Source organism: Dechloromonas sp. H13 (genome assembly GCF_009469615.1).
GTDB lineage: Bacteria > Pseudomonadota > Gammaproteobacteria > Burkholderiales > Rhodocyclaceae > Azonexus.
Genome location: NZ_SSXX01000004.1, coordinates 108,538 through 121,662, shown reverse-complemented (window position 1 = coordinate 121,662; position 13,125 = coordinate 108,538). Strand labels below are relative to the sequence as shown.

The window sequence follows — 13,125 nt, the reverse complement described above, 5'->3', positions numbered from 1 at the left end:
TTCAGGCCGCCTTTTTCACGATCGGGAAGGTCTTGGCATCGACGATCTTCAGGTCGGCCGATACCTTGCCGCGCCGGCCGTCCTCGAACTTGACCTCGGTTTCGATGAACTGGTTGGCCTTGCCGGCGTACAGCGCGTCGATCAGCACCTTGTACTTCTCGGCGACGAAGTTGCGGCGCACCTTGCGCGTCCGGGTCAGTTCGTCGTCGTCCGGGTCGAGTTCCTTGTGCAGGACGAGGAAGCGGTGGATCTGCGAATCGGCGACCATGGCGTCGTGCACCAGGTCGGCATTGACCTGCTCGACGCACTCGCGGATCAGTTCCAGCACCTCGGCCTTGCCGGCGAGGTCGGTGTAGCCAGAATAGGCGATGCCGCGCCGCTCGGCCCAGTTGCCGACGGCGCCCATGTCGATGTTGATGAAGGCGCAGACCATGTCGCGGTCGTGGCCGAAGCAGACGGCTTCCTTGATGTGCTGGAAGAACTTGAGCTTGTTCTCGATGTAGTTGGGGGCGAACATGGCGCCGTTCGACAGCTTGCCGACATCCTTGGCGCGGTCGATGATCTTCAGGTGACCGTCTTCGTCGAGGAAGCCGGCATCGCCGGTCATGAAGTAGCCGTCGGCGTTGATCGATTCGGCCGTGGCGTCGGGGCGCTTGTAGTATTCCTTGAGCAGCATCGGCCCCTTGACCAGCACCTCGCCGTTGTCGGCGATCTTGATTTCGACGCCCGGCGCCGGCTGGCCGACCGAGTCGAACTTGATCTGGCCATCCGGCTGCAGGCAAACATAGGCGCAGGTTTCGGTCTGGCCGTAGAACTGCTTGAGGTTGATGCCCATCGAGCGGTAGAAGCGGAACAGCTCCGGCCCGATCGCCGCGCCGGCGGTGTAGGCGACCTTGATCCGGCTCATGCCGAGGACGTTGCGCAGCGGGCCGTAGACCAGGATGTTGCCGAGCCAGTATTGCAGCCGGTCGCCGAAGCCGACCGACTTGCCGTCGAGGATGTCGGCGCCGCAGCGCTTGGCCACTGCCATGAAGTGATGGAACATCTTCTGTTTGAGCTTGCCGGCGTCCTCCATGCGGATCATCACCGAGGTCAGCAGGCTCTCGAAGACGCGCGGCGGGGCGAAATAGCAGGTCGGGCCGATTTCGCGCAGGTCGGTCATCACCGTGTCGCCGGATTCCGGGCAGTTGATGGTGAAGCCGGCGACCAGCGCCTGGGCGTAGGAAAACAGGTGGTCGCCGACCCAGGCCATCGGCAGGTAGGACAGGATGTCGCCGTCGGCGTCGAGGTGGTCGACCTGGACGCCGCCCTGCGCCGCGGCGATGAAGGCGGCGTGCGTCTGGCAGACGCCCTTCGGCTTGCCGGTGGTGCCCGAGGTGTAGAGCATCACCGACACGTCGTCGTAGTGCCCCTTCTCGATTTCGGCATTGAGGAAATCGGAATGGTTGCGGTCGTGGATCCGGCCCATCTCCATCAGCTCGTGGATGTCGTGCAGGAAGGGCTGCGAGTAGTGGCGCATGCCGCGCGGGTCGTCGTAGATGACGTGTTCGAGCGTGGCGACCTGGTCGCGGATTTCCAGCATCTTGTCGACCTGCTCCTGGTCCTCGACCACCACGAAACGGATGCCGGCGTCCTGCAGCACGAAAAGCATCTCGCTGGCCACCGCATCCTGGTAGAGCGGCACCGGCACGCCGCCGAGGCATTGGGCGGCGGTCATCATCATGTAGAGATGCGGACGGTTGTCGCCGATGATCGCCAGATTGTCGCCGCGCCTGAAGCCGAGCGACGCCAGCCCGCAGGCCAGCGCCCGCACGCGGTCTTTGACGTCGGCCCACGACCAGGTCTGCCAGATCCCGAGGTATTTTTCCCGCATCGCCGGGGCATCCGGGCGGTGCCGGGCATGATTCAGCAGCAGGCGCGGAAAGGTGTGCAACCCGTCCACGGATGCAAGATTCGCCTGACCAGGCATTTTTGTCTCCTCTTGCCGCGCCTCGGTGGGCCACGGTCTAACGTTCGTTTGACGCATTGTCTCCATTGCCACCGACTGCGTAAACCTTGCAGTGCACCACGGCAATGACTCACTGTAGGCGCAGAGTCTAGGGAGATTGCCGGCTTATAATTGTCGCCTGGCAGACATTCCGGGAAATATTTTGAAAAATGCAGAGGAGTTGCTCCGCACCTCGCTGTGGGGGCGGGCGCTGACCGAGGCTGAAATGGCCAGGGCACTGGCCGGCACCAGCGAGCGCACCTTTGCCGCCGGCGCCTTCATCTGCATGAAGGGCGAGCCGGTCGATTACTGGATGGGCATCGTTTCCGGCCTGGGCAAGATGGCCAGCCACTGGACCACCGGCAAGACCACCTCGCTGACCGGCATCAGTACCGGCGGCTGGTTCGGCGAAGGCTCGCTGATGAAGAACGAGCCGCGCCGCTACGACGTGATGGCGCTGCGCGAAAGCCGGGTCGCCTTCATGAACCGCAGCACCTTCCTGTGGCTGCTCGACCACAGCATTCCCTTCAACCGATACATGATCGCCCAGCTGAACGAACGCCTCGGCCAGTTCATCGGCATGATCGAGAACGAGCGCATGCTCGACACCGACGCGCGCATCGCCCGTTGTCTCGCCGGGCTGTTCAACCCGGTGCTCTACCCGGGCACCAACCGCCTGCTGCAGATTTCCCAGGAAGAACTCGGCTACCTCGCCGGCGTTTCCCGGCAGCGGGCCAACCAGGCGCTCAAGGCGCTCGAGGATGCCGGCCTGGTGCGCAGCGAATATGGCGGGATCAACGTGCTCGACCTCGACGGGCTACGCCGCTTCGGCGACTGACGGTTGCGGTCGACGGCCAAAAACGGGCCAAAACCGCGCCCTACTTCACATAACCCCAGCCCTGCAGGCGACTGTAGGCGTATTCCGCTGCCTTGCCCTTCTGCGTGCGCTTCAGGTAAGCCACATAGTAGCCGGCCGCTTCCTGCCGGCGGCCCATGCCTTCCAGTGAAACGCCCTTGAGAAAGGTGACGCCGGCGTCGCCGGGCAGCAACTGGTCGTAGCGGTCGAGGTGCTCGTAGGCGGCGGCCGGATCCTTCTGGCCGAGTAGCAGCACGCCGACCAGCTTGTGCCCCTGCGCTTCCTGCGGATAGATGGCGGTTGCCGTTCGGGCGTATTCCAGCGCCTGGGCGTCCCTGTCCTGGGCCGCCAGGCACCTCGCCAGCAGCAGATTGGCGGCGTAGTCGCGCGGCGTCGCCTTCACCGCCGTGCGGAACTGCGCCTCGGCCTTGCCATACTGCTCGCCGGCCAGCGCCACCTCCCCCTGCTGGCAGGCGACGATGGTCGGCTTGAGGCGGCGCACACCGGCGGTGTTGTCCATGAAACGCTCACGCCCCGGGTCACGGCCATTGCTCGCCGCGTACTTTCCCTCGGCCAGTTGGCGCGCCGTGTCGCGCCGCTCGCTGCTCATCGGATGGGTCGCGAACATGGTCTGCAACATGCCCGGCGACTCCTTCTGCTGTTCGACCAACAGTTGCTGCAGGCCGACCATGCCGTTGGCCGGATAGCCGGCACGGACCATGTATTCCTGCCCGAGCGCATCGGCCTCGCGTTCGTTGTCGCGCGAATAGCTGGAAAGCAGGGCGCTGGCGCCGAGTTGGGTGCCGAGGTCGGTCAGGCCGCCGACACCGGCAGCCGAGCCGAGGATGTTGACGCCGGTCATCGCCACCTGCGCGACCATCACCTGCCCCTGGCGCTGCGCCGCATGGCGCGCGTTGACGTGGCCGATCTCGTGACCGAGCAGCGCCGCCAGCTCGGCTTCGTTGTCGAGATCGACCAGGATGCCGCGCGTCACCCCCATCGCGCCGCCCGGAAAAGTGTAGGCATTGACGTGGTTGGCGTTGAGCACGCGGTAGGAATACGGCATCTGCGGCCGGTGCGATTTGCCGCCCAGCCGCTGACCGACCTCGCTCACGTACTGGTTGAGCGTACCATCCTGGACGGCGCCGAGATCCTGCGAAAACTGTTGCGGCGCAAGCTTGCGGTCGACCGCCTTTTCTTCGTCCTCGTCCATGCCGACTAGGATCGACCCGCCACCGACCGGCGAGGTGGCGCAACCGGACAAGGCGGCCGCCCCGAACAGGCCGAGCACCTGGCGGCGGGTGATGCGGTTGCGCTGCAGGTCCTGGCCAAGATCATCGCGAAGGCACATGACGACTCCCGACGAAACGAGTGAAAACGGGTGCCTTCGATTCTGCGACAAAATCGGGCCGGCTGCCATGCGCCAATGAAAACGGCGAGGTCCTTGGCCTCGCCGTCGTTTTGTCTCCTCACCGGAATTGGTCAGGCGTGCTGCTCCCCTTCCAGGGAAAGGCTCACATGCTGCGCCGGTACTGCCCGCCGACCTCGTAGAGCGCGCTGCTGATCTGGCCGAGCGAGCAAACCTTGACGGCATCGACGAGCACGGCGAAGACGTTGCCGTTGTCGATCACCGTCTGCTTCAGGCGGGCGAGCATGGCCGGCGCCCGATCGGCATTGCGGGCGTGGAAGTCGCGCAGGCGCTGGATCTGCGACTGCTTCTCCTCGTCCGTCGAGCGGGCGAGTTCGATTTCCTGCTGCGCCATGCCCTTCGGGTTGAGGAAGGTGTTGACGCCGATGATCGGGTAGGAGCCGTCGTGCTTCTTGTGCTCGTAGTACATCGACTCTTCCTGGATCTTGCCGCGCTGGTAGCCGGTTTCCATGGCACCGAGCACGCCGCCACGGGCGGCGATGGCTTCGAATTCCTTCAACACCGCTTCCTCGACGAGGTCAGTCAGTTCGTCGATGACGAAGGCGCCCTGGTTCGGGTTCTCGTTCTTGGCCACACCCCATTCGCGGTTGATGATCAACTGGATGGCCATGGCTCGGCGCACGGACTCCTCGGTCGGCGTGGTGATCGCTTCGTCGTAGGCGTTGGTGTGCAGCGAGTTGCAGTTGTCGTAGATAGCGATCAGCGCCTGCAGCGTCGTACGGATGTCGTTGAAGTCCATTTCCTGGGCGTGCAGCGAGCGGCCGGAGGTCTGGATGTGGTACTTCAACTTCTGGCTGCGTTCGTTGGCGCCGTACTTGTTCTTCATCGCCACCGCCCAGATGCGGCGGGCGACGCGGCCGATCACCGAGTATTCGGGGTCCATGCCGTTGGAGAAGAAGAAGGACAGGTTCGGGGCGAAGTCGTCGATGTGCATGCCGCGCGCCAGGTAGCTTTCGACGTAGGTGAAACCGTTGGACAGCGTGAAGGCGAGCTGGCTGATCGGGTTGGCGCCGGCTTCGGCGATGTGGTAGCCGGAGATCGACACCGAGTAGAAGTTCTGCACCTGGTTGTGCACAAAGAACTCCTGGATGTCGCCCATCATCTTGAGCGCGAATTCGGTGCTGAAAATGCAGGTGTTCTGGCCCTGGTCTTCCTTGAGGATGTCGGCCTGGACGGTGCCGCGCACCGACTTGAGCACCCACTCGCGGATCTTCTCGGCTTCGTCCTCGGTCGGCTGGCGGCCGTTTTGCTGCTCGAACTTGGCCAGTTGCTGGTCGATGGCGGTGTTGAAGAAGCAGGCGAGGATGATCGGCGCCGGGCCGTTGATGGTCATCGACACGGACGTGCTCGGGGCGAGCAGGTCGAAGCCGTCGTAGAGCACCTTGAGGTCGTCGAGCGTGGCAATCGAGACGCCGGAGTTGCCGATCTTGCCGTAGATGTCCGGGCGCTCGTCGGGGTCGCAGCCGTAAAGCGTGACCGAGTCGAAGGCGGTGGACAGCCGGTGCGCCGGCATGCCTTCGGAGACCTTCTTGAAGCGACGGTTGGTACGGAAGGCATCGCCTTCGCCGGCGAACATGCGGGTCGGGTCCTCCCCCTCGCGCTTGAAGGCGAAGACGCCCGACGTGTAGGGGAAGGAGCCGGGAACGTTTTCCTTCATCAGGAAGCGCAGTATTTCGCCGTCGTCGGTGTACTTCGGCAGGATGACCTTGCGGATCTTGGTGCCGGACAGCGATTCGCTGGTCAGCTTGGTGCGGATTTCCTTGTCGCGGATCTTCACGACGTATTCGTCGCCGGAATAGGCTTCCAGCGTCTGCGGCCACATGTCGAGCAGCTTCCTGGCCTTCGGGTCCTGCTGGCTGTCCTTGAAAGCCTGCATTTCGTCGAAGTCTGCGGTCGACTTGTCGCAACCGGCAAAAACCGACTTGGCGATGCGCAGCGACTGGCGCTCGCGGGCGATCTTGACCTGTTGCTCGGTGTGGGCGTGATAGCTGCGCACACTGTCGGCGATTTCGGCGAGGTAGCGAACGCGGGCGGTCGGGACGATGGCGCGGCTGGCCGAGGATTGCTTGACGGTGACCAGCGGCAGCTTGCCCGGCTTGAGCCTGAGGCCCTTTTCGGTCAGGGCCGGGACCAGCGCCTGGTAGAGACCGGTGACGCCGTCGTCGTTGAAGCGCGCGGCCATGGTGCCGAAGACCGGCATGTCGTCGGTCGGGGTGGTGAACAGTTCGCGGTTGCGCTGGTACTGCTTGCGCACATCGCGCAGCGCGTCCTCGGCGCCCTTGCGGTCGAACTTGTTGATGGCGACGAAGTCGGCGAAGTCGAGCATGTCGATCTTTTCCAGCTGCGACGCGGCGCCGAACTCGGGGGTCATCACGTACATCGAGACATCGACGAAAGGCACGATGGCGGCGTCGCCCTGGCCGATGCCCGAGGTTTCGACGATGACCAGATCGAAGCCGGCGAGCTTGCAGGCAGCGATGACTTCCGGCAGCGCGGCGGAGATTTCGGAGCCGGTGTCGCGGGTGGCCAGCGAGCGCATGAAGATGTTCGGATGCTCGATGGCGTTCATGCGGATGCGGTCGCCGAGCAGCGCGCCGCCGGTGCGCTTGCGCGAGGGGTCGATCGAGATCAGACCGATCTTGACGGTGTCGCCCTGGTCGAGGCGGAAGCGGCGCACCAGCTCGTCGGTCAGCGACGACTTGCCGGCGCCGCCGGTGCCGGTGATGCCGAGGACCGGCGTTTCCAGCGCGGCTGCTGCCTTGAGCAGCGGCTCCTTCAGCGCCGGCGCCGCACCGTTTTCCAGCAGCGTGATGACGCGGGCCAGCAGGCGCCTGTCGCCGGCCTGCAGCCCGGCCAGCGCCTGCTCGGCGGTCGGCGCGCCCTGCTCGGCAAGATCGTAGTCGGCCTTCTGGACGACCTCGTTGATCATGCCCTGCAGCCCCATGTGCACACCGTCTTCCGGTGCGTAGATGCGGGTCACGCCGTAAGCGTGCAGTTCCTTGATCTCGGACGGGACGATGACACCGCCGCCGCCGCCGAAGACCTTGATGTTGGCGCCACCGTTGGCCTTCAGCAGATCGATCATGTACTTGAAGAACTCGACGTGGCCGCCCTGGTAGGAAGTGATGCAGATGCCCTGGACGTCCTCCTGCAGCGCGGCGTTGACGATTTCCTGCACCGAGCGATTGTGGCCGAGATGGATCACTTCCGAACCGGTCGCCTGCAGGATGCGGCGCATGATGTTGATCGACGCGTCGTGGCCGTCGAACAGCGAGGCGGCGGTGACGAAACGCACCTTGTTCTTCGGCTTGTACGGGGAAAGCTTCTTGGCAACGGAAAGATCGGTCATGGCGCCAGCCTCGTCGGAAATGATGGAAAGGCGCCCATGGTACGGCGCTTTGGCCGTCCCGCCATTGTCCCGACTGACGTCTATCGTGCAAACTCCGCCAACGTGATACCCTGTTGCGGTCGACCACCCGAAAGTGGCAAAAATGCTGCACAGCAACATTCCGAGCCCGCCGACATGCACGCAAGCGACTGTTGCCATGGGATTTGTTACCGGCATGCTGGCCGGGCTGGCCCGGCGCGGAATCGATCCGCAACCCTTGCTGGCCGCCACGGACATCGATATTGCAGACTCCGCCAACCGGGTGCCGATCGAACGCTACGCCGAGCTATACAACCGCATCAACCGCCGGCTGGATGACGAAGGCTTCGGCCTTTTCGCGCAGCCGATGCGCGCCGGCAGCTTCGAGTTCCTGTGCCGCAGCACCATCAGCGCCCCGACGCTGGCCGAAGCCCTGCATCGCGCCAGCCGTTTCCTGCGCATCGTCCTGCCCGACCTGGCGGTCGCCGTGCGCCGCGCGCAGGGTCGGGCCGAGCTGGTCATCACGGAAAGCCGGCGGCTGGCCGACGACCCGGACGACCCCGGCCGCATCTTCGCCTTCGAATGGCTGCTGCGCCTACTGCACGGCCTCGCGTGCTGGCTCGCCGGGCGCGGCCTGGCGCTCGACAGCGTGATCTTCCCCTACCGCAAGCCGGCCCACTTCGCCGACTACGCCCTCATCTTCACCGCCGACTCGCGCTTCGCGCCGACCGTGCCCGGCGGCGTCGGCACGCTGGTCGCCGCCTTCAACGCCAACCTGCTCGACCTTCCCGTCCGCCGCGACGAGGCGGCGCTGACCGCCTTTCTCGACGGCGCACCGGGCAAGATCACCACGCTCTACCGGCGCGACCGGGAAATGGTCATCCGCGTCCGCGACCTCCTGCGCGCCGCCCTGCCGGCGACCCTGAGCCTGGACGACATCGCCGGCCAGCTCCATCTTTCGCCGCGCACCATCCATCGCCGCCTGGAAAACGAAGGATCGAGCTTCCGCACCATCAAGGACGCGCTGCGCCGCGACATGGCGCTCGCCCGGCTGACCAAGACCCGCGATCCGATCGCCCAGGTCGCCGCCGACCTCGGCTACACTGACGCCTCGGCTTTCTACCGCGCCTTCGTCGAATGGACCGGCATGGCCCCCGTCCATTACCGGCGGCGCTGGAGCGCCGAACGCTGATGCCGGGTACGTGGAAATCCGGATTCCCGAGGGAACCATCAAGCCGCATTTTTATCGAACAGGCGTGTCGCACGCTTGATCTTCGACGCAAGAACGCGGAAGCAACAGGACGGATATATACGCATGAACAGGGTGGACAGGCGCAGCGACTGCAGTGACCGGCGAATCGAAGACATTGGCCCGCCCAGTGGATGGAAGGACCGGCGCCGGCATGTCGAACGGCGCATCCCGGAAACGCTCGAGATCGAAGTCACCGAAGCCGAATGGGTCCTGTTTTTCGAAAGCCGCACGACGGCGGAAGCGCCGCCTGAAACGACGGCACAACAGGAAGTCGCCGCCGACATTTTCGACCGGGCACGCAGCTGACGGCCCGACCCGGCGTACGGGCAGACGATCCTGCCGCCCGCAAGGCAGTGACAAAAAAGGCCGGGGGTTCCCCGGCCTTTCCCGTTCACACCTGAACGCTCACTCGTCCTCGTCGCGCAGCTGGAACTTGCTCGCCATCTGCTGCTGGACGTTCGGCGGCACCGCCGCGTAGCGTGCGAACTCGATGGTATAGCTGCCCTGCCCGCCGGTAAGCGATTTCAGCCGCGACTGGTAATCGTTGAGTTCGGCCAGCGGCACCTCGCCGCTGATCGCCGCCATGCCGTGGCCGCGTCCGTCGGTGCCGGTGATATGCCCGCGACGGCTGGAAAGATCGCCGGTCAGGTCGCCGATCGCCGCTTCCGGCACGAGGATCTCGATATTGACGATGGGCTCCAGCACGATCGGCCGGGCGCCGCGGATCGCCTCGATCACCGCCTTGCGGCCGGCGGTGACGAAAGCCACTTCCTTGCCGTCGACCGGATGGGTCTTGCCGTCGAAAACCGTCACTTTCAGGTCGTCGACCGCATAACCCGCGACGACGCCGCCCTCCAGTGCCTGGCGCACGCCCTTCTCGACCGCCGGCATGAAGACGCCGGGAATCACGCCGCCCTTGACGGCATCGACGAACTCGAAGCCCTCGCCGCGGCCCTTCGGCTCGATGCGCAGATGCACCTCGCCGAACTGGCCGGCGCCGCCGCTCTGCTTCTTGTGGCGATGCATCGCTTCGGCCGAACCGGTGATCGTCTCGCGATAGGGAATGCGCGGCGGCTTGGTGTCGACTTCCAGCTTGTACTGGCCGGCCATCTTTTCCAGCTTGGCCTTGAGATGGATCTCGCCGAGGCCGCGGATCACCGTTTCGTTGCTGGTCGGATGACGCTCGACGATGAAGGTCGGATCCTCCATCGCCAGCTTGCCGAGGATGTCGAACAGCCGCTGCTCGTCACCCTTCTTCTTCGTCTCGACGGCCAGCCCGGCCATCGGCCTGGGAAATTCGAGCGGCAGCAGGTGGATGTGGTCCTCGTCGTGCGAATCGTGCAGCACGCTGTCGAACTCGATTTCATCGACCTTGGCGACGGCACCGATGTCGCCGGGCAGCAGTTCGTCGACCTCGATGCTGTCCTTGCCCTGCAACTGATACAGGTGCGCCACCTTGAACGGCCGCTTGCCGTCGCCGACGAAGAGCTGCATGTCCTTCCGGACCGTGCCCTGATGCACCCGGAAGATGCCGATCTTGCCCATGTAGGGATCGGCGACGACCTTGAAGACATGCGCCAGGACGTGCCGGCCGGCATCCGGCTCGGCGTGGAAGGCTTCCGTCCGGCCACCCGGCTCGCCGCGATGGAAGGGCGGCGGGTTGCCCTCCGCCGGATTCGGCGCCAGCGAGGCGAGGACATGCAGCAGTTCCCGGATCCCGGCCCCGGTCTTCGCCGAGGTGAACAGGATGGGGATCAGGTGGCCTTCGCGCAGCGCTTTCTCGAACGGCGCATGCAGGTCGGCGATGGTCGGGTCGGCGCCGTCTTCCAGATACCGGGCGAGCAGGTTCTCGTCCTCCTCGACGATCTGGTCGATCAGCGCGCGATGGGCGGCGGCGACCGACGCGAAATCGGCATCGCCGGCGTCGTGCTCAAGCACCTCGACGACATCGGCCGCGCCGTGCGCCGGCAGGTCGAGCAGCATGCACTGCTTGCCGAAGCGCTCGCGGATGTCGGCAACGAGGCCGGGCAGGTCGAGGTTGTCGGCGTCGATCTTGTTGATGACGATCATCCGGCACAGCTTGCGCTCGGCAGCGTGGCGCATCATGCGCTCGGTCATCAGCTCGACACCGGTCTGGGCGTTGATGACGACCAGCGCCGTGTCGACCCCGGCCAGGGCAGCGATCGACTGGCCGGCGAAGTCCGGGTAGCCCGGTGTGTCGATCAGGTGGACATGAGTGTCTTCATAGCCGAAATTGACGATCGCCGAATTCAGGGAGTGCCCGGCTTCCTTTTCCTGGGCATCGCTGTCGCAGACGGTGCTGCCCTTCTCGACGCTACCCCTGGCATTGATGGCACCGGTGGCATGGAGCAGCGCCTCGGCCAGCGTCGTCTTGCCGGCGGCGCCGTGGCCTACCAGCGCGACGGAACGGATAGCCTCGGTGGTGTACTTGGACATCTTGTTCTCCCTGAGCTTGTAAGAAACTGATAGCGGATCATTTTACGCCGGCGGCGAGACGGTCGACGAAATGCGGTCCGGCCCCGTAGAGCAGGGCAACTGCGGCGGCGACCAGCAATATGCCGAAGATCAGCTGCCGGCCGGGCTGGGCAAAATCCTTCCAGTGCCGTGCGGCGAACCAGAGCGGTCCGACGACCGGCAACAGCAAGGTCGGTAGCCAGTTGCGCCAGCCGAAGGCGAACGCCGCCGGCAGGGTTCCGACGTAGCCGACCAGCAGCAGCGATGCACCGACGGCGACGAGGAGCGCGACCGAGAAAAGGAAGGCGACGAACCAGAAATCCATTACTTCTTCGGTTTCTGCGGCCGCACCCAGCCGGTCAGCGTCACCTGCTTGGCGCGCGACACGGTCAGGGCGTCGGGCGGCGCATCCTTGGTCAGCGTCGTGCCGGCCCCCAGCGTCGCCCCCCTGCCGACCGTCACCGGCGCCACCAGCTGGCTGTCCGAACCGATGAAGACGTCGTCCTCGATGACCGTCCGATGCTTGAAGGCGCCGTCGTAGTTGCAGACGATGGTACCGGCGCCGATATTCACGCGCTGGCCGACCTCGGCATCGCCGATGTAGGCCAGGTGGTTGGCCTTGGACTGGGCGGCGATCCTGCTCTTCTTGACCTCGACGAAATTGCCGATGTGCACTTCGGGACCGAGCTCGGCGCCACGCCGCAGGCGGGCAAAGGGACCGACCACGCCGTCGGGACCGATCAGCGCATCCTCGAAATGGCAGAAGGCGGCGATCTGGGCGCCGGCGCCGACCTTGACGTTCTTGAGCACGCAGTAGGGGCCGATTTCGACGGCGTCGGCCAGCTCGACCCGGCCCTCGAAGACGCAACCGACGTCGATGAAGACATCGCGCCCATAGGTAAGCTCGCCGCGCACGTCGATGCGTGCCGGGTCGGCCAGCCGCACGCCGCCGACCAGCATGGCCTCGGCGATGTTGCGCTGATAGACGCGCTCGAGCCTGGCCAGCTGCACCTTGCTGTTGACGCCGAGCACTTCCCATTCGTCATCAGCCTGCGCGGTGCGCACCGGCAGGCCTTCGGCGACGGCCAGCGCGACGATGTCGGTCAGGTAGTACTCGCCCTGGGCGTTGTCGTTGGACAGGCGCCCCAGCCAATCGGCCAGCCGGGCGCTCGGGATGGCCATGATGCCGGTATTGACCTCGCGGATCGTCTTTTCCTGCGGCGTGGCATCCTTTTCCTCGACGATGCGCTGCACGTTGCCCGCCGCGTCGCGCACGATGCGGCCATAGCCGGTCGGGTTGGGCAAATCGACGGTCAGGATGGACAGGCCGTCATGTCCAGCCTGCAGCAGTCGCTTCAGGCTGGACGCACGGGTCAGCGGCACGTCGCCGTAGAGCACCAGCGTCTGCCCTTCGCGGGAGATCAACGGCAGTGCCTGGGCGACCGCGTGGCCGGTGCCCAGTTGCGGTTCCTGCAGGGCCCAGGAAATATCGCCCGCGTCGAGGGTCGACCGCACCATCTCGCCTCCGTGGCCGAAAACGACGACCAGTTTTTCCGGCTGCAGCGAACGGGCGGTGTCGATGACGTGCCGGGCCAGCGGCTTGCCGGCGAGCGGGTGGAGCACCTTGGGCAGATTGGAATGCATGCGCTTGCCCTGGCCGGCGGCGAGGATGACGACGTTCATGGTGTGATCTGCGGTTTCAGTTAGGCAACCCGCATTTTCCCACGATCGCCGCACGCTGTCGAAGTCGGCACCGGGA

At 65.2% G+C, this 13,125-nt stretch carries 9 protein-coding genes; 3 read left to right on the top strand and 6 right to left on the bottom strand.

Annotated features, from left to right (window positions below; translation table 11 throughout):
* Position 1 precedes the first annotated feature (1 nt).
* On the bottom strand, positions 2 to 1,969 hold the full coding sequence (locus GH660_RS10840; RefSeq protein ID WP_153146685.1) for a long-chain fatty acid--CoA ligase: 1,968 nt from the start codon (positions 1,967 to 1,969) through the stop codon (positions 2 to 4).
* Positions 1,970 to 2,150: 181 nt separating this feature from the next.
* On the opposite strand from GH660_RS10840, the gene GH660_RS10835 reads away from it, so the two are divergent.
* The gene (locus GH660_RS10835) at positions 2,151 to 2,825 is read left to right on the top strand and encodes a Crp/Fnr family transcriptional regulator (RefSeq protein WP_153146684.1); all 675 of its coding nucleotides are present in this window, start codon (positions 2,151 to 2,153) and stop codon (positions 2,823 to 2,825) included.
* Between the two features lie 40 nt (positions 2,826 to 2,865).
* Here GH660_RS10835 and GH660_RS10830 read toward each other — a convergent pair whose 3' ends face one another.
* Both GH660_RS10830 and icmF read right to left on the bottom strand, forming a co-directional pair.
* Positions 2,866 to 4,194 (bottom strand): M48 family metalloprotease, encoded by a 1,329-nt coding sequence (locus GH660_RS10830; RefSeq protein ID WP_153146683.1) that lies wholly within the window; start codon positions 4,192 to 4,194, stop codon positions 2,866 to 2,868.
* A gap of 163 nt (positions 4,195 to 4,357) precedes the next feature.
* The gene (gene icmF, locus GH660_RS10825; RefSeq protein WP_153146682.1) at positions 4,358 to 7,621 is read right to left on the bottom strand and encodes a fused isobutyryl-CoA mutase/GTPase IcmF; all 3,264 of its coding nucleotides are present in this window, start codon (positions 7,619 to 7,621) and stop codon (positions 4,358 to 4,360) included.
* 196 nt (positions 7,622 to 7,817) lie between these two features.
* Between icmF and GH660_RS10820 the strand changes: the two genes are divergently transcribed.
* Positions 7,818 to 8,831 carry an AraC family transcriptional regulator gene (locus tag GH660_RS10820; protein ID WP_194266296.1) on the top strand — a complete coding sequence of 338 codons (1,014 nt, stop codon included), beginning with the start codon at positions 7,818 to 7,820 and terminating at the stop codon, positions 8,829 to 8,831.
* Between the two features lie 75 nt (positions 8,832 to 8,906).
* Positions 8,907 to 9,197, top strand: coding sequence for a hypothetical protein (locus GH660_RS10815; RefSeq protein ID WP_153146680.1), 291 nt, complete (start codon positions 8,907 to 8,909; stop codon positions 9,195 to 9,197).
* A gap of 99 nt (positions 9,198 to 9,296) precedes the next feature.
* On the opposite strand, the gene fusA is transcribed toward GH660_RS10815, so the two are convergent.
* From fusA to glmU, 3 genes are read right to left on the bottom strand one after another with little or no spacing between them, the layout of a single operon-like run.
* Positions 9,297 to 11,348, bottom strand: a complete 2,052-nt coding sequence (fusA, locus tag GH660_RS10810) for an elongation factor G (protein WP_153146679.1) — start codon at positions 11,346 to 11,348, stop codon at positions 9,297 to 9,299.
* A 37-nt stretch (positions 11,349 to 11,385) separates the two neighbouring features.
* Complete coding sequence (locus tag GH660_RS10805) at positions 11,386 to 11,691, bottom strand: hypothetical protein (RefSeq protein WP_153146678.1); 306 nt, start codon at positions 11,689 to 11,691, stop codon at positions 11,386 to 11,388.
* Positions 11,691 to 13,049, bottom strand: coding sequence for a bifunctional UDP-N-acetylglucosamine diphosphorylase/glucosamine-1-phosphate N-acetyltransferase GlmU (glmU, locus tag GH660_RS10800; protein ID WP_153146677.1), 1,359 nt, complete (start codon positions 13,047 to 13,049; stop codon positions 11,691 to 11,693). Before glmU ends, GH660_RS10805 begins: the two co-directional genes overlap by 1 nt.
* Between the last annotated feature and the right edge of the window lie 76 nt (positions 13,050 to 13,125).